This window comes from Pedococcus sp. P3_C7 (assembly GCF_056402615.1).
In genome coordinates, this window is record NZ_JBFUHC010000008.1 from 172,830 (window position 1) to 194,828 (window position 21,999).

Below are 21,999 nucleotides of genomic sequence, written 5' to 3' on the forward strand. Positions count from 1 at the left end.
CTCAGCCGACGCGGTCCCAGCCGCGACGAGGCCGGTGGCTGCCGAGCTGGGTGTCGTCGCGACTGCGGTAGACGATGTAGGGGCGGGTCAGGTAGCCGACCGGCGCGCTGAACACGTGCACCAGCCTGGTGAAGGGCCACAGGGCGAACAGCCCGAAGGCGACGAGCGCGTGCAGCTGGAATCCCAGCGGCGCGCCCGCCATCAGGGAGGCGTCGGGGTGGAACGCGAGGAACGAGCGGTACCAGACGGATACGCCCTCGCGGTAGTTGTACTCGCCGCCGATTGTCATGATCGAGCCGGCGATGGTGTTCCACATGCCCAGCATGATCACGACGCCGAGGAAGGCGTACATGACCTTGTCCATGCGCGTGGTGGCGGAGAAGACGGGGCCGACGGTGCGTCGGCGGTAGATCAGGATCGCCATGCCGACCACCGCCATCACGCCGGCCAGCAGGCCTCCCGTGACGGCCACCACGTGGTAGGCGTGCTCGCTGACGCCGGCCCAGTCCGTCCACGACTGCGGCACCAGCAGGCCGATGATGTGGCCGCCGACAACGCCGAGCATCCCGAAGTGGAAGAGCGGGCTGCCAATGCGCAGCAGGCGGTTCTCGTAGAGCTGGGACGATCGCGTGGTCCACCCGAACTTGTCGTAGCGGTAGCGCCACAGGTGACCGACCACGAAGGTCGTCAGGCACAGGTAGGGGAGGATGACGAAGAGGAACTCGTTCATGTGCGGGCTCCCGGGAACGACGGCATGGGCAGGGCGATGGATGCCGTGGCACGTGTGTCTGCACCGGGGCTGAACTGCGGGTTGGCGAACGGGGCGAGCCCGACCTCTTCCTCGGGTGGCCCCTCGGCAGCGAGCCGCCGGACGGCATCGCGCTCGTCGCCACGCAGCGGCGGCAACGTGGCGGTGACTGCATCGATCAGGTGCGCCCACGGCGAGCCCATGTCCCGCAGCGAGAGTCGCAGCAGCTCGAGGCCGGCCCGGTGGTCGAGCATCAGGTCGCGGCCGATGTCCTGGTCGACGGTGGCGGCGAACTCGAGCACGACACAGAGGTGGTCGGGCAGCTCCCCGTCGTCGAGCTCGAACCCGGCGCGCAGGTACGACTGCTTGAACCGGAGCAGTGCCATCCCGCGCTTGCGGGTGTCCCCGTGGGCGAAGTAGGTCAGGAACAGGTTGCAGCGGCGCCGGGTGTCGAACGTCTCGACGTAGTCCGACTGGAGCTCCGGCAGCGGAGTGGACTCGAGGTGGTCAAGGAAGGCCCGGATGCAGCCCCCGACCGCCGGCGTCAGCTGCTGCGAGGCGGACCTCAGCAGGTCGGCGCGGGCGAGGAGGAACTCGTCCGGGTAGTCGAGGAGCAGGGAGACCGACTGCCACACGATGGTGAGCTGGTCGGGGGGCAGGGTCGGTCTTTGACGGCGGCTGCTCATGAGCCGGAGCCCGTTGGTGGGAACATCCCCGGCGGGGAGCCCTTGCCATCCCAGTTGAGGAGGTTGACACGGCCCTTTGTGTTGCTCGGTCCGGCCAGCGAGTCGGAGGTCTGCCGGTCCTGCAGCATCTGGAAGTTCTCGACCGCGATCGGCGTCGGGATGCCGGACCCCTCGCCGAACAGGTCCTGCTGTCCGCCGCCGTAGTCCGACACGGAGCACTCGGTGGACAGCTCCTCCAGGGAGTGGGCCTGCTCGGCGTGTGCGGGCGGGATGACGTAGCGCTCGTCGTACTTCGCGATCGCGAGGAGGCGGTACATGTCGTACATCTCCTCCTCGCTCATCCCTACTGCAGCCGGGATCGAGGGGTCGGGGTCGCGGCCCATGTTGATGTCGCGCATGTAGCAGCGCATCGCGGCGAGCTTCTTGAGGACGGCGTCCACGGGTTCGACGTCGCCGGCCGTGAAGAGCTCGGCGAGGTACTCGATGGGGATCCGGAGGGCATCGATCGCGGCGAAGAGGTTGCCCTTGTCCTCGGCGTCCTCCCCGGTCTCTGCGACGACGTCGACGACGGGGGACAGGGGTGGGATGTACCAGACCATGGGCATGGTGCGGTACTCCGGGTGGAGCGGCAGTGCGACCTTGAAGGTGTTGATCAGGGCGTAGATCGGTGAGCGCTGTGCCGCGTCGATCCAGTCGCGGGCGATGCCGGCGTTCTCCGCCTCACGCATCACCTCGGGGTCGAACGGGTCGAGGAACACGTCGCGCTGGGCCTCGTAGAGCCCCTGGTCGTCAGTGGTCGAGGCCGCCGCGAGGACCTTGTCGGCGTCGTAGAGCATCAGGCCGATGTAGCGCAGCCGACCCACGCAGGTCTCGGCGCACACGGTTGGCAGGCCGACCTCGATACGCGGGAAGCAGAACGTGCACTTCTCGGCCTTGCCGGTGCGGTGGTTGAAGTAGATCTTCTTGTAGGGGCAGCCCGAGACGCACTTGCGCCAGCCGCGGCACTTGTCTTGGTCAACCAGGACGATGCCGTCCTCCTCGCGCTTGTAGATCGCGCCACTGGGACAGGACGCGGCGCACGACGGGTTGAGGCAGTGCTCGCAGATCCGGGGCAGGTAGAACATGAAGGTCTGCTCGAACTCGAACTTCACCTTGTCGGCGATCTTCTTCAGCATGGGGTCGCGGTGCGCGGTCTCGGTGGAGCCGCCGAGGTCGTCGTCCCAGTTGGCCGACCACTCGATCTTCATGTTCTTGCCGCTGATCAGCGACTTGGGTCGTGCGACCGGAGTGTGCTCCTGGGCGGGCGCGTCGGTGAGGGTGGAGTAGTCGTACGTCCACGGTTCGTAGTACTCGCCGATCGAGGGCAGGATCGGGTTGGAGAAGATCGTCATCAGGTTCTTGAGGCGTCCGCCTGCCTTGAGCTTCATGCGGCCGCTCTTGGTGAGCTCCCAGCCGCCCTTCCACTTCTCCTGGTCCTCGTAGGTGCGCGGGTAGCCGAGCCCTGGCCGAGTCTCGACGTTGTTGAACCAGATGTACTCGGTGCCCGAGCGATTGGTCCATGCCTGCTTGCAGGTCACCGAGCAGGTGTGGCACCCGATGCACTTGTCGAGGTTCATCACCATCGCCATCTGGGCCATGACCTTCATCAGTACGTCACGTCCTGGCTGCGCTTGCGGATGATGGTGACCTCGTCACGTTGGTTGCCGGTGGGGCCGAGATAGTTGAATGCAAAGGTCAGCTGGGCGTACCCCCCGATCAGGTGGGACGGCTTCACGAGCAGCCGGGTCAGTGAGTTGTGGATTCCTCCGCGCTTGCCGGACGTCTCCGCCAGCGGTACGTCGATCAGCCGGTCCTGGGCGTGGTACATGTACACCGTTCCCTCCGGCATCCGGTGCGAGACGATCGCCCGGGCCACGACGACGCCGTTGCGGTTGACCGCCTCGATCCAGTCGTTGTCCTTGATGCCGACCTTGGCCGCGTCGCGGTCGCTCATCCAGATGTTCTGGCCGCCCCGCGAGAGCGAGAGCATGAACAGGTTGTCCTGGTACTCCGAGTGGATCGACCACTTGTTGTGTGGGGTCAGGTACCGCACGGTCAGCCCTTCGACCTGGCCGGCCGAACCGTCCGACACGGTGCCCAGCGCGGGCTCCGCGAACAGCGCCGCCATGTTGAGCGGGGGCCGATAGACGGGAAGACCCTCGCCGAGCTCGGTCATCCAGTCGTGGTCGAGGTAGAAGTGCATCCGCCCGGTCAGGGTGTGCCAGGGCTTCTTGCGCTCCACGTTGATCGTGAAGGGTGAGTAGCGCCGCCCACCGGTCTCCGAACCCGACCACTCCGGCGAGGTGATCACCGGCACGGGCGGACCCTGGGTGTCGGCGAAGGTGATCTGCTTGCCCTCGTGCTCCTCGGCCAGATCGGCCAGTCGCACGCCGGTGCGCTTCTCGAGGGTCTTGAAGCCTTGGGTCGCCAGGTGCCCGTTGGTGGTCCCGGACATCGCGAGGATCGCCTCGCACACGTTGACGTCCTTCTTCAGTGACGGCCGGCCGTCGGCCACGCCGCCGCGGACGGCGCCGTTCTTGGCCCGGAGGTAGTCCACCTGCTTGCTCAGCTCGAACGTGACGCCCTTGGTGGTCGCACCGAGGGTGTCCACGAGGGGACCCAGGGCGTTCATCTTGGCGGCGACAGCGCCGTAGTCCCGCTCGACCTCGACGAGCTTGGGCATCGTGACACCGGGGATCGGCTCGCACTCGCCCTTCTTCCAGTCGCGCACGACCCCGTGCGGGTTGGCCATCGCGTCGGGGGTGTCGTGGGTGAGCGGCACGGCGACCACGTCCTTGCGGACACCGAGGTGCGTGGCGGCGAGCTCGCTGAACTTCTCGGCGATCGTCTGCCACGCGTCCCAGTCGGTGCGGGTCTGCCACGGCGGGGCGATGGCGGGGTTGAAGGAGTGCACGAAAGGGTGCATGTCGGTGGTGTTGAGGTCGTGCTTCTCGTACCAGGTGGCGGCGGGGAGGACGACGTCGGAGAAGATCGTGGTGCTGGTCTGGCGGAAGTCGATCGTCATGAGCAGGTCGAGCTTTCCCTCCGGTGCCTCGTCCCTCCACTTCACATCGACGGGTCGTTGCCCCTCAGGTGTCTCGGTGGCTCGCACCGAGGAGTCGGTGCCGAGCAGGTGCTTGAGGAAGTACTCGTTGCCCTTGCCGGACGAGCCGAGGAGGTTGGCCCGCCAGATCGACAGGATCCTCGGGTAGTTGCTGGGCGCGTCGGGGTCCTCGCCGGCGAAGTCCAGCTCGCCGGACTTGAGCTGTTCGACGACGTACTCGCCGATCGGCTTCCCCGCGGCAGCCGCGTCGTCGCTGAGGTTGAGCGGGTTGCGGTCGAAAGTGGGATACGACGGCATCCAGCCCATCCGGGCGCTCTGGGCGATGACGTCGGCAGTGGACTTGCCCGCGAGCTGGCCCTTGCCAGTGGTCGCCGAGAGGGTGTCGGCGCCGAACTGGTCGTAGCGGAACTGGTTGGTGTGCAGGTACCAGTACGCCGTTTGGATCATGTTGCGCGGCGGCCGGTTCCAGTCGAGTGCGTTGGCGATCTGCGTGTACCCGGTGATCGGGCGGACCTTCTCCTGACCGACGTAGTGGGCCCAGCCGCCGCCGTTGACACCTTGGCAACCGGTGAGGTTGGTGAGGGTGAGGAAGGCGCGGTAGATCGTGTCGGAGTGGAACCAGTGGTTGGTGCCGGCGCCCATGACGATCATGGACCGGCCCTTGGACTCCTCGGCGTTCTGGGCGAACTCGCGCCCGATCCGAGCGGCGGTGGCGGCCGGCACTCCCGTGATGGCCTCTTGCCAGGCGGGCGTGTACGGCGACTGTGCGTCGTCGTAACCCCTGTTGTCACCGGTCGGCCAGACTCCCGGAAGGGCCTGACCCTGGTGCGACCGGCCAACCCCGTACTGCGCGAGGAGCAGGTCGAAGACCGTCGTGACCAGGTGTCCGCCCACGCGACGTACGGGTACGCCTCGGGGCAGGTCGGCGGCGGCGCCATCGGGGGTGTCGAAGCGCGGCATACGGACGACGACGGACTCGGTCGCGGTGTCCAGGAGGGAAAGAACCGGGTCGACGTCGCCGAGCTCGAGGTTCCAGCTGCCCACCCCTGCCTCGCCGTACCGGTGGCCCAGCGACCCGTTCGGGATGACGGGCTTGCCGGTGGCGGAGTCGATGAGCACGGTCTTGAAGGCGGCGTTCTCGTCGCCGACGTGGTCGGGGAGGTCGGCCGCGGTGAGGAACTTGCCCGCCGTGAACTCACCGTCGGCGGTCTCCTCGAGACGGACCAGGTGGGGGAGGTCGGTGTAGGTCTTCACGTACTGCGTGAAGTAGGGCGTCTGTCGGTCGACGAAGAACTCTTTGAGCACGACATGGCCCATCGCCATCGCGAGTGCGGCGTCGGTACCCGGCTTGGCGGCCAGCCACTCGTCGGCGAACTTCACGTTGTCGGCGTAGTCGGGGGCTACAGCGATGACCTTCTGGCCGCGGTAGCGGGCCTCGGTCATCCAGTGGGCGTCCGGGGTGCGGGTCACGGGCAGGTTGGAGCCCCACATGATGAGGTAGCCCGCGTTCCACCAGTCACCGGACTCAGGGACGTCGGTCTGGTCGCCGAAGACCTGCGGGGAGGCGACGGGGAGGTCGGCGTACCAGTCGTAGAAGCTCAGCATGGAGCCGCCGATGAGGTTCACGAACCTGGCGCCGGAGGCGTGCGAGACCATCGACATCGCCGGGATGGGCGAGAATCCGGCGACGCGGTCGGGCCCGTACTTCTTGATCGTGTGGACGTGCGCAGCGGCGACGATCTCGCTGGCTTCCTCCCAGGTGGCGCGGACCAGGCCGCCCTTACCGCGCGCCGACTTGTAGGCCTTGGCCCGCAACGGGTTCTCGACGATGTGCTCCCACGCTTTCACCGGGTCCCCGTCGTGCTGGGACTTGGCCTCGCGGAACATCTGGAGCAGGACGCCGCGCACATACGGGTAGCGAACTCGAGTGGGGGAGTAGGTGTACCAGGAGAACGCCGCGCCACGGGGGCAGCCGCGGGGCTCGTACTCGGGGGAGTCCGGGCCGACCGAGGGATAGTCGGTCTGCTGGGTCTCCCAGGTGATGATCCCGTCCTTGACGTAGACCTTCCACGAGCAGGAGCCGGTGCAGTTCACGCCGTGGGTGGACCGCACGACCTTGTCGTGGCTCCAGCGGTCGCGGTAGAAGTCGTCGGCTTCGCGCCCTCCGACCTGCGAGATGGTCCGGAGGTCGTCCGAGACGGTTCCCTTGGTGAAGAACCTCCGGGTGCGGACCAGGGCCTCCGTGAGGGAGCCGTCCATCCCGATGTCGGACGTGGACTTCTTGTGCGAGGGGGTCAATGAGCTTCCTGTCCTTGGGCGGCGGTTCGGCGGACGATCGTGACGGTGAGGAGCAGTGCCAGCGCGGCGGTGACGCTGAGCATCCACAGCCCGATGGCGTAGGAGTCGGTGCGGCCGTAGACGTAGCCCATGATCAGTGGCGGCACGAAACCGCCCAGACCTCCGGCTGCGCCGACGAGTCCGGTCACGCCCCCGACCCGAGAAGGCTCAGTGACCTTGGCGATGAGGGCGAACGTGGCGCCGCTTCCGGAGCCGAGCGCGGCGGCCATCGCGAGGAACGCGACGGTGCCGATGCCGTGCAATGGTGGTGTGCCGGCGGAGATGGCGGCGCCCACGACGACGACGCCGAACCCGGTGGCCAGCACAGGGATCGAACCCACCTTGTCGGCGAGCCAGCCGCCGACGGGGCGCAGGATGACCGCGATGAGCACGAAGCCGGCCATCCGGTTGGCCGCGCTTTCCGGGGTGAGGTGGTGGGCGGTCTTGAGGTATGCCGGGAGGTAGACCGAGAAGGCGACGTACCCACCGAAGGCCACCGCGTAGAGAAGGCACGCCTGCCACGTGATCGGGAGCCGGGCGTTGGCAGAGATCCGCGAGGCCAGTGAGGTGGTGGGCACCACTCGGTCGGGTGCGTCCCGAAGGATCAGCCAGGCGGCGAGGGAGTAGCCGGCCAGCACCACCGCGGTGATGAGGAAGGGTGCCTTTGCGCCCAGGTGGCCGGTGAGCTTGACGGTGGTCAGTGCGCTGATCGCGGTACCGCCCATGCCGGCGCCGAAGATGCCGACCGCGAGACCGCGCTTCTCTGGCGGGAACCACGCGTTCACGAACGGGACGCCCACGGCGAAGGCGGTGCCGGCGATGCCGAGGAAGAAGCCGCCCAGGATGAGCAGGCCGTAGGAGTCGAGGGCGAAGAAGGCGATGAAGAGGGTCGGGATGATGGTCACGCCTGAGACGATCGGGAACATGACCCGTCCGCCGTACCGGTCGGTCAGCCCGCCCACGATGATGCGGCCGAGGGAGCCCACCACGACGGGGACAGCGACGAGGAGGGCGACGTCGGACTCGGTCAGGGTGCCGAGGGACCCGGTGGCCCGGAAGAGTGGTCCGAGTGGGCTGATCAGGGCCCAGGCCCAAAAGTTCACCGCGAAGCCGAGGGTGGCCATCGCCAGCATCAGCCAGGGCGATCTGGTTGCCGCTCGGGGCTGATGGTCCGAGGTCAACGGGGTGGTGGTCATCGGAGTGGTCACTGTCGTGCTCTGACGACGGAGCTGTTGACGACGGGCGTTGCGGTGGCCTGTTCGGCCATGGCTGGTCTCCTTCTCGGCCCACCGGCGGTGGTGGGGCGGCGCGGAAACAAGCACAGTGGCTTCGGTGCATGCGTATCAGGGCCAAAGGTCCTGCTCGTCGGAGATGCCCGGTCGGCTCTTCGAGCCTGTCGGGACGCTGGTCCCGGGTGGTGCCACACGGTGTCTCCTCTGCCAAGCGGTGCAGCAGCTGAAGTCACCGGGTCCAGGGCGACGACGAGTTGGACCTGTCCCGACCATAGCCCTTGCCGAGCCGACTGGCGCCGACTCGTGCGGTGCCGAATCCTTCGGACCGCGGCGATGCGGTCGCGCGGCCTTCATCACCGGCTCGAACGACCCGGTCGAACACGGCGAGGTGGTCGCGGACCATGCGGTCGGAGGAGAAGCGCGTGATCGCCTCGTCGTGGCAATCCCCTCGGTCGAGCTGCGAGACGTGAGCCACCGCGGAGACTGCGGCCTCGACGTCGGTGACGAGGTACCCGGTCCGGCCGTGTCGGAGTAGTTCTGGCATCGAGCCGAGGGGTGTGGCGATGACTGGTGTGCCCGTGGCCAGCGACTCAACCACGGAGAGGCCAAAGGGCTCCGCGAAGTCGATGAGGTGCAGCAGGGCGAGTGCGCCGCCCAGAAGGGCGTCACGCTGGCTGGGGCCTACCGGGCCGATGTAGGTCACCGCCATCCCGTCCACGTGCGGCGCGACTGCCTCGGCGAAGTAGTCCTCGTCCTGGACGATTCCCGCGATGACCAGTGACAGCCCTGCGCGGCGAGCCACCTCGATGGATAGGTGGGTGCCCTTGTCGGGGTGGATGCGGCCGAGGAACAGCAGGTAGCTGCCCGGGTCGGGGACGAAGGTGAACGCCGTCATGTCGATGCCGTGGTGGATCGTGGCTGCGTAGTGCAGGTCGGGGTGCCGGTCGGCGTCGCTGATGGCTACATAGTGGGCGACGTCGTCGTACTCCCGGTAGACGGGGAGGATGCGGGGCGAGGAGAACCCGTGGATCGTCGTCACGACGGGGGTACGCACCAGGCGGCTGTAGGTCAGCGGCATGAAGTCGAAGTGGTTTGCGATGACGTCGAACTCGTCGGCCCGCTCGAACACGGCTGCGTTGTGCAGCCCTTCCCAGGCCTTGGCATCGAGGCCGGGGGACTCCTCGTAGCCGTGCGGTGCCGTGGCGTGCAGTCGAGCGGAGGTCGTCGAGTCTGCCGTCGCAAACAGGGTGACGTCGTGACCCTGCTGGACGAACCCCTCGGTGAGGGTCGAGGCGATCTGCTCCCACGGTCCGTAGCCGACAGGGGGCAGGCTGTGGGCGATCGAGGCGATGACGCCGATCCTCATGGAGCTCCGTCCGTCGGTGCGCGGCACGTGCCGACGTGGTCGCGGCTACGGCGAGGCTGCGGGCGGTACGGGGCGTCGTCATCACCCTAGTCGTCGTGGAGCGCCCCACCCCGCGCACGAGGGTCCCGAGGGATGATTGTCCCGGGGGCGGGAGCCCGCAGGGTGCTACCGTCGAAGTCTCGCCGTCTCGTCAGGAAACGAGACGCATCGCGACAAAGATGTCTCGACTGGCCTGCGTGTGACCACGCCGCGTAGGCCCCAGCGCACCGTGCGTGCAGGTCGCCGCCCCTGTGGGTGGCTGTGCTCCACGTCGGCTGTCGACGCGGGGCGACCAAAGGAAGGCTCGCCATGTCCGTGTCATACGGAGTCCTCAGCACCTACCCCCCGACTCCCTGTGGGCTGGCGACCTTCAGCCGGTCCCTCGCGGAGTCCCTCGCCGGTCAAGGCGGTGGCGATGGCGCCGTCGGAGTCGTGCAGGTCGTGGATGTCCAGGAGCCGGTCCCGCTGCCTGAGGTGGTCCACCAGTGGGTGCGTGGCAGTGCGGGCGGCGCGGAGGCCGCCGCCGCCGTCCTCGACCGCTTCGACGTCGTCGTGGTGCAGCACGAGTACGGCATCTTCGGCGGGCAGGACGGGATCGACGTCCTGGGCGTCACCCGTCAGCTGGTCGCGCCCATGGTCCTGGTCGTCCACACCGTCCTCGTCGCGCCGTCGAACCGGCAGCGCGAGATCGTGCGGGAGCTCGCCGAGCGCAGCGCAGTCGTCGTGACCATGACCCGTACCGCCCGAGACCGGCTGGTCGCGCACTACGGCCTCGACGTTGACCGGATCCGCGTCGTGCCCCATGGAGCGCCCCCGGGCGTGCTGCCGGCCCACGCGCACCTTCCCCGGCCGGCCGACCGCCGCCCCGTCGTCCTCACCTGGGGCCTGCTCGGCGAAGGCAAGGGCATCGAGTGGGCCATCGAGGCGCTCGCCCAGCTACGTGACCTCGCGCCGCTCTACCGCGTCGTCGGCCAGACGCATCCCAAGATCATCGAGCACGAGGGGGAGCGCTACCGCGACGCCCTCGTCGAACGGGCCCGCGTCTTCGGGGTCGGCGACCTCGTCGAGTTCGACGCGCGATACCTCACCGCGGACGCGCTGGGCCTCGCCGTGGCAGCCGCAGATGTCGTGCTGCTCCCCTACGACTCCACGGAGCAGGTGACCTCGGGGGTCCTCGCCGAGGCCGTCGCAGCAGGCAGGCCGGTGGTGTCCACCGCCTTTCCCCACGCCGTAGAACTGCTTGGTCGCGGTGCCGGGTTGCTCGTCGAACGGCAAGACCCGGGCGCCATCGCCCGGGGACTGCGGAGGGTGTTGACCGAGCCGGGGCTCGCTGCCGCGATGTCGGCCCAGGCCGAGCGGATCGCGCCTCAGATGCGTTGGCCTGCAGTCGCCCAGCAGTACGACGCCCTCGCCCGCGAGGTCATCGCCTCGTCCGCCCCGGTGAGGGTCTGACATGACGACCTTCACCACGTCGTCACTGGCAACCGACGCCCCCGCCGTGCCCTTGACGCTGGCACCGGTCTCCTTCCGGCACCTCCACCACCTCTCCGACGAAGTCGGACTGTTCGAACACGCCGAGCTGACCGTCCCCCGCCGCGAGCACGGCTACTGCCTCGACGACGTCGCTCGCGCCTTCATCGTCACGGTCCGTCAGCCCGACCACACGGTCGAGCTCGCCGCGCTCGCATCGACCTACCTGAACTTCGTGCTCGACGCCCAAGGTGAGAGTGGGAAGTTCCGCAACCGCCGGGCCGTCGACGGATCGTGGTCCGATGAACCGACGGTCGAGGACTGCTGGGGGCGTGCCCTCTGGGCGCTGGGCACCGGCGTTGCCCGGGCCCCCGAGGTCATCGACTGGCGGGCCGCTCAGGCTTTCAGCGCAGGAGCCGCCCTCCGCTCACCATGGCCGAGGTCCATGGCGTTCGCCGGTCTGGGGGCGGCCGAGGTCCTCACCGTGCGACCACGAGACGACGTGGCCAAGGCGTTGCTGGCGGATGCCGCAACCCTCATCGCACGCCCCGACCCCCTCCTCGGGATGACGGAAACCATTGTGGCCGGCTGGCACTGGCCGGAGTCACGGCTCAGCTACGCCAACGCGGCCCTCGCCGAGACCCTGGTCGCCGCAGGCTCGCTGCTCGGGGTGTGGAAGTGGCTGACGGAGGGGCTACGGATGTTGAGCTGGCTGCTCGACACCGAAACGGCCGGAGGCCACCTGTCGGTTTCACCGGCCGGCGGGTGGGGCCTCGGCGAACCCCGACCCCAGTTCGACCAGCAGCCGATCGAGGTCGCGGCGCTCGCCGACGCGTGCGCGCGAGCCTTCGACGTCACGGCCGACCCGCGCTGGAGCGCTGCCGTCTCCCGGTGCTCCGCCTGGTTCCAGGGGGCGAATGACTCCCGCACCTCCCTGCACGACCCCATCAGCGGGGGTGGCTGCGACGGCCTCGAACCAGGCGGTCGCAACGAGAACCAGGGCGCCGAGTCGACCATCGCGATGATCTCGACGTTCCAGCAGGCGCAGCGGCTCGGGGTGACCAACGGCCCGGGTTTCCCGCTCGCTTTCGCGTCGTCGTCGGCGGCGTCGTGACCGCGGTGAGCGGCCGGCATACCGAAGCGCGCGTGGCACCTGACGACCACGCCTGGGTGCACCGGGGCGCCCTCGCCCTTCGGCCGGACCCGAGCCGGGTGCTGGGGCGGCTGTTCCTCCCCGGCCAGGAGCTGCTGACCACCGGCAAGTCGCGGGCCGACGCGGTCATTGCCCGGGTTCTGTCGCTCGACGAGGACGAAGCCGCGCGGGTGCTCGCCGACACGGTTGCCGGGTTCGCGCACCGACATCACGACCTGGTCGCGATGTTCCGCGAGCACTTCGACCTCGTTGCTCACCGGATCGACGGTGCCGGCGACCTCTCCAGCACCCGACGGCACCTCCTCGGCGCCTACTTCACCCAGGAGTACGCGCTCGAGGCGGCCGCCCTGTTCAACCCTTCGCTCGTCGCACACCCTGACCAGAGCGGGCTCGCGGACGGGGAGCTGCGGTTCGTCATGAGCCTGCGCGCCGTCGGTGAGGGTCACATCTCGAGCATCGAGTTCCGTACCGGTGTCCTCGGCTCTTCTGGCCTTGGCGCTGCTGACGGTGCCGGCGGCGCTCGCGAGGTGCGTCTCGATGAGCCAGACCCACACCCCGACACAGGCGTCGTGACCCCCGGCACGATGTCGAGCAACCGCAGAGCGGCCCCACTTCCAGCGGCTACGGTCGAAGCGCCACCCGACGCGACGTATCGCCTGCGCTTCGACGCCGAGCGACCCCTTTCCTCACGCGTGGTGTTCCCCACGGTCCCGGTCGAGGCGAACGGCGTCGAGGACGCACGCTTCGTCCGCTTCACCGACGACGGGCGGGTTACCTACCACGCGACATACACCGCCTACGACGGCTCGAACGTCGCGCCACGACTGCTCACGACCGAGGACTTCGTGACCTTCGAGAGCCGACATCAGATGGGGCCGTCCGCCCGCGACAAGGGGATGGCCCTCTTCCCGCGGCGGGTGGGCGGAGACTACCTCGCGCTGACCCGCTGGGACCGCGAGACGCTGGGGCTCACGCGGTCGAAGGATGCCGTCACGTGGGCAGCATCGACGACGCTCATCCGTCCCGAGCGGCCATGGGAGCTCGTGCAGCTCGGCCAGTGCGGTTCGCCGATCGAGACAGAGGTCGGCTGGCTGGTGATCACCCACGGCGTCGGACCAATGCGCACCTACGGGCTCGGCGCCATGTTGCTTGACCGCGAGGACCCCTCGCGGGTCCTGGGTTCGCTCGCCAAGCCCATGCTGACCGCCACGGAGCAAGAGCGTGACGGATACGTTCCCAACGTCGTCTACTCCTGCGGCGGCCTCGTCCACGACGGACAGCTGGTGCTGCCATACGGCTGCAGCGATGCCGAGGTGCGGTTTGCATTCGTGGACCTCGAGCCCCTGCTCGAGCTTCTGCAGCAAGCGGGGCCGTAGATTCGGACCGTTGGGGGCGCCGCCGCTGTTCTTGATGTCGAGGGATTGTCAGGAGCACAACCTCACCTCTGACGGTGATCCCTGTCGGCCCACCGTGCTGCCGTGGCTTCCTGCTCGGCCAACCTCACCAGGTGCAGCGCGAGATCGACAGGTCGGGTCTCCATCAGGGCCGCTGCGGTTGTCGTCCATGGTGCGCCCGGAAGTCGGTGGGTACTGAAGGGTCGAAACCCTGCGGTCAATGCGGGGCGAAGACGCGTCCCCCCSCCCGCAGGGAGGGCGGGGGGACGCGCACGCTCACGCTCCCACCGATGCGCCGCGGCGTACATGCCCAGAAGTGGTCATTGTGGGTTGGTCGGCGAGGGCGCATGCTGTCCGGTGGGAAGAGGTATCCACGCCGGAGGGGATCTGGGCGTGGATATCTCGCTGTGGGCAGCTCCCGTCGGACAGTGGCGGAGTTGCTTTGGTGTGCGCTCTTGTTCTCGGGCGAGATACCGCCTCTCGGACGCGGCCCGGTCGAGCCGCGTGATGCCGAAGGGTGAAGAGGTAGATGCTGCCCCGCGCCGTCAGGCCACCCACGAGCTCCTCTGCAGCCACTGCGCCCCAGACCGTTCCGCAAGGAGCCGTCCTGGCCTACCGTCGAGACCAGGAGCCGTCGTTGCGGAGATGCCATGAGGGAAGCCTGGGAGCTTGTCACCGCGGGACCCGAGGATGCGGACCAGTCGGTCCTGCTCATACCGGGCGGAGCCAACGCGGCCCGCTCGTTCGATCTGGTGATGGCTGAGCCGGCGCTGTCCGGTGTTCGTCTGGTCGCCACCACGCTGCCGGGCATGGCCGGCGCCCCGCTGGTCGGGGATGTGTCCATCCCCGGACTGGCCCGCCTGGTCGGTGAACTGGCCAAAGCACAGCGCTGTGACGTGATCGTCGGCTTCTCCCACGGCGCCACGGTCGCGCTGGAGGCGTACCTGTCCGGTCACTTCCGCGGCCCGGTCGTCCTCCTCGGCATCAGCCTGACAACTGAGGACGAGGCCAGGTTCTTCCGCGCCGTCGTCCGGACATCGCAGAAGGTGGGCAGCTGGCCAATGGCCACCATGCTCCGGCTCCTGCCCCTCCTGGCCAGGTCTGCCAAGACACCCCAGCCACACAAGCGAGAGCTGATCGAGGACCTCAAGCAGAACAAGGCCGGAGACTCGGTCCGGACCAGCCGCGAGTACCTCGACTACATCGCCGCGGACAACGACTACGCCACCAGGCTGGCCGCGTCCGGCATACCGGCGTGGGTGGTTCACGCCGAGAAGGGGGACGGTGGCCTCACCGATGCCGAGCGCGCCACCCTCCAGGCGGCTGCGCACGTGACCCTGGTGACCATCCCTGGTGCGGTGTTCCTCCTCCCGGACGAGGCTCCGCAACAGACCGCTGAAGTCATCGCTGCCGCCCTGGCGCAGGCGACCTGACTCGATCATGGTCGGCTGGCAGGGGCCGCGAAGAGGCGCAACGAGTGAGGCGTGGCGGGGGCAATCGCGGGCCGAGCCCACGCTGCGCAGGTGTGTCGTCCGTAGGGCGCCGGGCCGCCGCGCCCGGCAGGTCATTCAGGAGCAGTCGAGCCGGCTGATCTGCTCCGGCGTGAGCTGAATCTCGACCGCTGAGGCGGAGGCGTGGATGGTTTGGGGCCGGCTGGACCCGGGGATCGGGATGACCACCGGCGACTTGGCGAGCATCCAGGCGAGGGTGACCTGCTGCGGGGTGGCGCCGACCTCCTCGGCGACCTGTGCAAATGGGGAGAAGGCGCTGCCGAGGTCGGCGGCGCTCTTGATGCCTCCCAGCGGGCTCCACGGCAGGAAGGCAATTCCCAGCTCGTCGCAGAGTTGGAGCTCGGGCTCGCTGGACCGGAATGCGGGCGAGAACTGGTTCTGGACCGACACGAGCCGCCCACCGAGGATGGTCTGAGCGGTGCGGATCTGGTCAGGGTTGGCGTTGGAGATACCGGCCATGCGGATCTTGCCCGCGTCGAGCAGGTCGGCGATGGCGCCGACCGAGTCCTCGTAGGGGACGGTGGGGTCGGGTCGGTGGAACTGGTAGAGCCCGATGGCCTCGACCCTGAGGCGGCGGAGGGATGCATCGCACGCTGCCTTGAGGTGTGCGGGGGAACCGTCCACGGTCCAGGCCCCGCCGCCGGGGCGCAGGTGTCCGCCCTTGGTGGCGACGAGGACGTCGGAGGTGTCGCTCCCGTAGGAGTCCAGCGCGTCGGCGATGAGGGTCTCGTTGTGGCCGATGTCGCTCTCATCGAGGTGGTAGGCGTCGGCGGTGTCGATGAGGGTTATGCCCGCGTCGAGGGCGGCATGGATGGTGGCGATGGAACGGGACCTGTCGGGTCGTCCCTCGATGGACATGGGCATGCCGCCGAGGCCGATGGCGCTGACCTTGGTGTCGCCGATGGTGCGAAGGTGCATGGGTGGTGGCTCCTGTGGTGGGGGTAGGTGAATGGGGGGGGTTCAGCTGGCGAGGATGGCGAGTGAGGTGGGCTGGCCGGCGCTCTGGGGGACGCTGCTGGCGCGGACCGCGTCGAAGACGCGCAGGAGGTCGAGCAGCTCGAGACGTCCGTCGACGGCGACGCCGCGCGCCCAGTACTCGAGGTCGGTGACGGTGGCGGTGACGGCCAGGCGGCTGGACTCCTCGACGGTCAGGGGCTGGGGGACGTGAGTCAGGGGCTCAGGGTCGTGCATGGGACGTTCCGTTCTTGATGGGCGGATTGCTGATGTCCTCAAGAGTCCCCGTCTCGGATTGACATGTCCAACAGTAGAAACTGCTGGCAGCATCCACTTAGACTTCTGGATCATGGACCTGCGACAGCTCGAGCATTTCGTCACGGTGGCCGAGGAAAGGCACTTCACCCGCGCCTCCGAGCGGTTGTTCATCTCCCAGTCCGGGCTCTCAGCCTCGATCAGAGCCCTGGAGCGCGAGCTCGACGCGGAGCTGTTCGATCGCAACACGCGCAGGGTCGAGCTGACCGACGCGGGACAGGCGCTGTTGGAGGAGTCCCGACGGACCCTCGCGAGCGTCGTGGCGGCCCGGGATGCGGTCGCGGCCGTCCAGGGCCTGCGACGAGGCCGACTGCGGGTCGGGACCGAGCAGTGCCTTGGCGCGGTCGACGTGCCGCGGGAACTCGCGGAGTTCCATATCGAGCACCCGGGCGTCGAGCTCGTCGTCCAGCAGGCCGGGTCGGCCAGACTGGTCGACGAGGTCCACACCGGCCGGCTCGACATCGCCTTCGTCGCGGGGTCGCCCGGCGCCCCGGACGACGTGAGGTTCGAGCGGCTCGCGAGCGAGCCGATGACGCTGGCCTGCCGGCCAGAGAATGGCCTGACCCACGCCAAGCGCGTCGGCTGGAAGGCTTTGGGTTGCGAACCGTTCGTCGATTTCAACACCGACTGGGGCTCTCGTCAGGTCACCGACCGGGCCTTCGTCGCGGCCGGGGTGGCGCGGCGAATCGCGTCCGAGGTCAACGACGTCCACACGCTGCTCGACCTCGTCGAACACGGCCTCGGCATCGCCATCGTCCCCCAGCACATCGCACGGAAGAAGGCCGGCAAGCTGGTCGCCCTCCCGCTGCCTTCGGACGCGCCCACCTGGGACGTCACCATCGCCCTGCCAGCCGGTGCCACCACGGCCGCCGGCGAGACCTTCCTCGGCCCCATCCGGAAGCGGTTCGACGCCTGATCGGCCCGTCTCGGCGGGTTTCGACGGACTGCCTTCGATGTGGTGGCCGCCGATTCGATCTAGCCGGGACTGGCCGGTTGCGCTCTACTGGTAGGACCATCGAGCGCTGCGGGGGCAGGTCCGGATGAGTGGAGTTGCGGGGTAGGGACAGGCCAAGTGCCACAGCCAAGGAGTTGCCCTCCGGCAGGGCAGCAACGTCCCTCAACGGCCTCCTCGGGAAACGGTGATCATGAACCTCCTCAGCGGGCGCAGCCTGGAGATGCAGGCCCTCGAGGCCTTCATCACCCAAGCCCGCGGCGGGGGCGCCGCGCTACTGGTGACTGGGGACCCGGGCATTGGCAAGACCGAACTCCTCGCGGCTGCGGACAGGCGGTGGACCACAGCCGGGGGCCGCGTCATCCGATCGAGCGGGGTCCAGTTCGAAGCAGACGTCAGCTACGCCGGGCTGCATCAGGTCCTGAGTCCGCTGTTCCCGACCCTGGACCGGCTCGACACGAAGTCTTCCGAAGTCCTTGCCTCCGCTCTCGGAATGGGTGGTGGCGGGTCCCCGGACCAGCTCTCTGTCTGTGCCGCGGCACTGGCTCTGGTTCGACAAGAGTCCCAAAACCAGCCATTGCTGGTCATGGCGGATGACGTCCCGTGGTTCGACCGCTCGAGCTCGATCGTGTTGGCCTTCGTGGCGCGACGCCTCGCCGGAAGTCAGGTGGGACTGCTTGCGGCAGCGCGCCCGACGGAGGAGAGCTTCTTTGACCGGGCCGGGTTGCCGACGCTGTCCGTCGGGCCGTTGACCGACGAGGCCGCGTTGGAGTTGTTGCACGCGCACTACCCCGCGCTTGCTCCGCAGACTCGTCAGCGGCTCCTGGCTGATGCCGCCGGTAACCCGCTGGCCCTGCTGGAGCTTCCCGCTGCTCTCAGCTCGTCACAGCGCGCCGGCAACCTCCCATCAGTTCTGCCGCTGACGCAACGCTTGCAGGACCTGTTTGCCAGCCGCGTCCTTGACCTACCCGAGTCGACCAGGACCGTTCTTCTCCTCGCTGCGCTGGACGGCTCCGGGGAGCTGGCGGTGCTGAGCGCAGCTGCACGCGAGGCGGAGCCGTCAGCCGGACTCAAGGACCTCGTGCCCGCCGAGCGGATCCACGTCGTGTCCGTGGACACTGCAGGAGGGAAGCTGGCCTTTCGGCATCCCCTGACCCGCTCGGCGGTGGTCGAGATGGCGAACAGCGAACAGAGGCGTTCAGCCCATCGTTCACTGGCGGCGCACACGTCCGACCGTCCGGACATGCGGCGTGGCACCTTGCGCGGGCGTCAGTCGGCGCGGATGAGAGTGTGGCGGCTCTGCTTGAGGCGGTGGCGCATCGCAGCCTTGCTCGGGGAGACGGGGTGGGTGCGGTCGACGCATTGACTCGGGCCGCTGAACTTTCGCCCGCGGGGCCGGACCGTGGGCGACGCTTCGCCGAGGCGGCATACGCGGGGATTGGCATTTCCGGTCAGGTGCAGAATGCCGCACGCCTCCTTGCAGACGCGCACAATGCGGACCCTCAGCTCGACGACACGCTCCAGGCGGCGGCGACGGCTGCCTTCGTCCTGGTGAACGGCGACGGTGAGGTGGAAACGGCGCACCGGTTGCTGGTCGGAGCCATCGAGACCAGCAAGGGAGCCAGCGACATGGCCCTGGCGCACGCGCTCAGCACGCTCACCATGGTCTGCTTCTTCGGCGCACGCGCAGACCTGTGGGAGCCCTTCTACCGGGCGCTGCAGCGTCTGGAACCCCATGTTCCGCCGAGTCTCCGATTGGTCAGCCAGACCTTCGCCGACCCGGCTCGTACGACGCGCCAGGGAGTGGAGAACCTCGACATGGCGGTGGCCGACCTGGCTTTCGAGAGTGACCCGACGGTGACCCTGCAGGTCGGTTTCGTCGCAAACGTCGTGGACCGACTGGGGCAGGTTCGTCCGGCCCTCCAGCGAGTCGCCCAGGTCGGACGCGACAGTGGCGCCGCCGGTCTCGTCATCCAGGCACAGGTGCTGCTCGCGTTCGACTCCTACTGGACAGGACGCTGGGACGACGCGGTGCAACGCGCCGACGAGGTCATCCAGCTCAGTGAGGGACACGGCTTTCCCCTGTTCGCCGTGTCAGCCCGACACGTCCACGCCGCCGTGGCCGCCGCGCGAGGAGATGCCGCTGCTCTGGACGAGACCATCGGGGCTCTGGTCGCCTGGGGGACACCCAGGGGTGCTGGCCTGGCCGCCCAGATGGAAGCCCATGCACGATCGGTCGATGCGCTGGGACGAGGAGACTTCGAGGCGGCATACCGCTGGTCCAGCAGGATCAGTCAACCCGGCGAGCTCGCGTCACACGCACAGTTCGCCCTCTGGGTTCTCATGGACCTGGTGGAGAGCTGTGTCCGCACCGGGCGCCTCCCCGAGGCGCAGGCCCACGTGGCCATGCTGCAAGAGGCTGGTGTCGCGGAACTCTCTCCTCGGCTGGGCATGCTGACCCGGGCAGCCAGCGCCATGGTCGCGACTGACCACAACGCGCCCGTGCTCTTCGACGAAGCCGTGTCCACCGTCGGCGTTGACCAGTGGCCGTTCTACCTGTCGCGAGTCCGGCTCGCGTACGGCGAGCGCTTACGGCGGCTGCGGCGTACAGGGCAGGCCGCCGACCAGCTCGAGCAGGCTGCCGAGATCTTTCAGCGACTCGGCGCCACGCCGTGGCTGGCGAGAGCGAACGCCGAGCTGCGCGCCACTGGCCGCCGGGCTCAAGGTGGGTATGCCGGGCCGTCCAGGGGAAAGCCCGCGGTGGCCTCACTGCCAAGCATCACGCCGCAGGAGCACGAAATCGCCGAGCTGGCCGCCGCCGGGCTGACCAACAAACAGATTGGCGAGAAGCTCTTCCTCTCGCACCGCACCGTCAGTGGACACCTCCACCGACTGTTCCCCAAGCTCGGCATCACCAGCCGTGCCGCCCTTCGGGACGCCCTCGAGCGAGTCGACGAAGACGCGGGGCAACCCGAGGGCAGGTCACATACCTGAGGTCCTCATCACGAACCGTGTCGAGTCACAAGTCAAGTCACATGACGCAAGCGGCCGTGAGGCGCGCGCTCCTACGGTCCATGACACCAACCCCCACACAGCAAGGGACTCGTCATGGACAGCTCGCAGATTCCCCACATCGTCCTGGTCCACGGAGGTTTCGTGGACGGCTCCGGATGGCAGGGCGTGTACGACGCCCTCAGCAAGGACGGCTACCCGGTAGCCGTCGTCCAGAATCCGACCCTGTCCCTCGAGGGTGACGTCGCGGCGACGAAGCAGGTCCTGGACGACCTGGACGGCCCGGCCATCCTCGTCGGCCACTCCTACGGCGGCGTCGTCATCACCGAGACCGGCACCGACGAACGCGTCAAGGCGCTCGTGTACATCGCGGCCTTCGCCCCGGACAAGGGAGAGTCTGTCAACACGCTCATCGCCGACCCGCCTCCCGGCGCGCCTGTTCCGCCCATCCTGCCCCCGCGCGACGGCTACCTGTTCCTCGACAAGGACAAGTTCGCCGACTCGTTTGCCGGCGACCTGCCGGCCGAGCAGGCAGCCTTCATGGCCCATGCCCAAGTCCCTTGGGGGGTCGAGGCGCTCGGCGGCACCGTCAGCGAGCCCGGCTGGCGGGTCAAGCCCAGCTGGTACCTCGTCGCCTCCGACGACCGGATGATCCCGCCGCCCGCGCAGCACGCCATGGCCGAACGCGCCGGCGCCAAAGTCGCCGAGGTTCCCGGGAGCCACTCGGTGTACGTGTCCCACCCGGAGGCCGTCGCCGACCTCATTCGGCAGGCCGTCCTGGCCATCAAGGCCGCCGCGTGACCGACGACCCTGCTAGCGAAAACGAGGAGATCACGATGAGTACGAATATCTCTCGCCGACAGGTGTTGTCGACCGGCGCGGCGCTGGCCGGGTCAGCCGCACTGATGGCCACGCCGCTCGGGGCGGAGGCGGCAGCCGCAACCACTCGCCGCGCGTCCAACCGGGCGCCGACCGTCAAGCCGACCATCGTGTTGGTGCACGGCGGCTACGCCGACTCGTCCTGCTGGAACAAAGTCATCCAGGAGTTGCAGGAAGAGGGTTACTCCACGATCGCAGGGTCGAACCCGCTGAGGGGAATCCCCACCGACGCGCCCTACATCGCCAGCCTGCTTGATTCCATCAGTGGGCCGATCGTGTTGGTCGCACACTCCATGGGTGGAACTGTCATCACCAACGCCGCTGCCGGAAAGAGCAACGTCAAAGCGTTGGTCTACATCGCAGCATTCGTGCCCGACGTGGGCGAGACACAGGGGGAGCTCATCACCAAGTTCCCGGGCAGCATCGTCGGACCGGTCAGTGTGGCGGTCCCCTACACGAAGCCGGACGGCACCACCGGAACCGACCTCTACCTCAGCAAGGACGGGCAGGCGGCTTTCGCAGCCGACATACCCAAAGCTGCGTTCCGAGTCCTGCAGGCCACTCAGCGGCCGTTCGATGCCGCCTCCTTCGTCTACCCGACGCAGGCCGCGGCCTGGCGGACGATCCCGTCGTGGGGGTTGGTCGCCGGTCAGGACAAGGCGATCCCGCCCCAGACCGAGCGCTTCATGTACAGCCGTGCGAACGCCCGCAAGGTCGTCGAAGTCCCCACCGCGTCTCACGTCGTGATGATCAGCCACCCCAAGGCTGTCGCTGACCTGATCCAGGACGCCGCCAGGGCAACCAGCTAGCTTCGGCGGGTGCCCCGGGCCGCGACCGCGGGCCGGGGC

The 21,999-nt window shown here is 68.4% G+C and carries 17 protein-coding genes; 9 read left to right on the forward strand and 8 right to left on the reverse strand.

Going from position 1 to position 21,999, the window contains the following annotated elements; translation table 11 throughout:
- Nucleotide 1: 1 nt before the first annotated feature.
- From narI to AC1DS4_RS12675, 6 genes are all read right to left on the reverse strand, one after another.
- A complete protein-coding gene (narI, locus tag AC1DS4_RS12650; protein ID WP_477633406.1) occupies nt 2–730 on the reverse strand; it encodes a respiratory nitrate reductase subunit gamma in 729 nt (242 codons plus the stop codon).
- Nucleotides 727–1,434, reverse strand: coding sequence for a nitrate reductase molybdenum cofactor assembly chaperone (gene narJ / locus AC1DS4_RS12655; RefSeq protein ID WP_477633407.1), 708 nt, complete (start codon nt 1,432–1,434; stop codon nt 727–729). Before narJ ends, narI begins: the two co-directional genes overlap by 4 nt.
- A complete protein-coding gene (narH, locus tag AC1DS4_RS12660) occupies nt 1,431–3,080 on the reverse strand; it encodes a nitrate reductase subunit beta (protein WP_477623945.1) in 1,650 nt (549 codons plus the stop codon). Before narH ends, narJ begins: the two co-directional genes overlap by 4 nt.
- A complete protein-coding gene (locus tag AC1DS4_RS12665) occupies nt 3,080–6,796 on the reverse strand; it encodes a nitrate reductase subunit alpha (protein WP_477633425.1) in 3,717 nt (1,238 codons plus the stop codon). Before AC1DS4_RS12665 ends, narH begins: the two co-directional genes overlap by 1 nt.
- A 35-nt stretch (nt 6,797–6,831) precedes the next feature.
- Nucleotides 6,832–8,070, reverse strand: a complete 1,239-nt coding sequence (locus AC1DS4_RS12670; RefSeq protein WP_477633408.1) for an MFS transporter — start codon at nt 8,068–8,070, stop codon at nt 6,832–6,834.
- Nucleotides 8,071–8,335: 265 nt separating this feature from the next.
- Nucleotides 8,336–9,472, reverse strand: coding sequence for a glycosyltransferase family 4 protein (locus AC1DS4_RS12675; RefSeq protein WP_477633409.1), 1,137 nt, complete (start codon nt 9,470–9,472; stop codon nt 8,336–8,338).
- Nucleotides 9,473–9,820: 348 nt separating this feature from the next.
- Here AC1DS4_RS12675 and AC1DS4_RS12680 point away from each other — a divergent pair, with 348 nt between their 5' ends.
- The 4 genes from AC1DS4_RS12680 (at nt 9,821) to AC1DS4_RS12695 (ending at nt 14,961) form a co-directional block, all read left to right on the forward strand.
- On the forward strand, nt 9,821–10,963 hold the full coding sequence (locus tag AC1DS4_RS12680) for a glycosyltransferase (protein WP_477633410.1): 1,143 nt from the start codon (nt 9,821–9,823) through the stop codon (nt 10,961–10,963).
- Between the two features lies 1 nt (nt 10,964).
- Complete coding sequence (locus tag AC1DS4_RS12685; protein ID WP_477633411.1) at nt 10,965–12,095, forward strand: glycosyltransferase; 1,131 nt, start codon at nt 10,965–10,967, stop codon at nt 12,093–12,095.
- 32 nt (nt 12,096–12,127) lie between these two features.
- Entirely contained in the window at nt 12,128–13,510 is a 1,383-nt protein-coding gene (locus AC1DS4_RS12690) for a glycoside hydrolase family 130 protein (RefSeq protein ID WP_477633412.1), read from the forward strand.
- Nucleotides 13,511–14,178: 668 nt separating this feature from the next.
- On the forward strand, nt 14,179–14,961 hold the full coding sequence (locus AC1DS4_RS12695; RefSeq protein WP_477623951.1) for an alpha/beta fold hydrolase: 783 nt from the start codon (nt 14,179–14,181) through the stop codon (nt 14,959–14,961).
- A gap of 135 nt (nt 14,962–15,096) precedes the next feature.
- On the opposite strand, the gene AC1DS4_RS12700 is transcribed toward AC1DS4_RS12695, so the two are convergent.
- Both AC1DS4_RS12700 and AC1DS4_RS12705 read right to left on the reverse strand, forming a co-directional pair.
- Entirely contained in the window at nt 15,097–15,957 is an 861-nt protein-coding gene (locus AC1DS4_RS12700; RefSeq protein WP_477623952.1) for an aldo/keto reductase, read from the reverse strand.
- Between the two features lie 42 nt (nt 15,958–15,999).
- Nucleotides 16,000–16,230 carry a hypothetical protein gene (locus AC1DS4_RS12705; RefSeq protein ID WP_477623953.1) on the reverse strand — a complete coding sequence of 77 codons (231 nt, stop codon included), beginning with the start codon at nt 16,228–16,230 and terminating at the stop codon, nt 16,000–16,002.
- A 112-nt stretch (nt 16,231–16,342) separates the two neighbouring features.
- On the opposite strand from AC1DS4_RS12705, the gene AC1DS4_RS12710 reads away from it, so the two are divergent.
- The 5 genes from AC1DS4_RS12710 (at nt 16,343) to AC1DS4_RS12730 (ending at nt 21,960) form a co-directional block, all read left to right on the forward strand.
- The gene (locus AC1DS4_RS12710; RefSeq protein WP_477633413.1) at nt 16,343–17,224 is read left to right on the forward strand and encodes a LysR family transcriptional regulator; all 882 of its coding nucleotides are present in this window, start codon (nt 16,343–16,345) and stop codon (nt 17,222–17,224) included.
- Nucleotides 17,225–17,453: 229 nt separating this feature from the next.
- The gene (locus AC1DS4_RS12715; protein WP_477633414.1) at nt 17,454–18,626 is read left to right on the forward strand and encodes an AAA family ATPase; all 1,173 of its coding nucleotides are present in this window, start codon (nt 17,454–17,456) and stop codon (nt 18,624–18,626) included.
- A gap of 89 nt (nt 18,627–18,715) precedes the next feature.
- Nucleotides 18,716–20,254 (forward strand): helix-turn-helix transcriptional regulator, encoded by a 1,539-nt coding sequence (locus AC1DS4_RS12720; protein WP_477633415.1) that lies wholly within the window; start codon nt 18,716–18,718, stop codon nt 20,252–20,254.
- A gap of 114 nt (nt 20,255–20,368) precedes the next feature.
- Nucleotides 20,369–21,073, forward strand: coding sequence for an alpha/beta fold hydrolase (locus AC1DS4_RS12725; RefSeq protein WP_477623956.1), 705 nt, complete (start codon nt 20,369–20,371; stop codon nt 21,071–21,073).
- Between the two features lie 35 nt (nt 21,074–21,108).
- Entirely contained in the window at nt 21,109–21,960 is an 852-nt protein-coding gene (locus AC1DS4_RS12730; protein ID WP_477623957.1) for an alpha/beta fold hydrolase, read from the forward strand.
- Nucleotides 21,961–21,999: the final 39 nt, after the last annotated feature.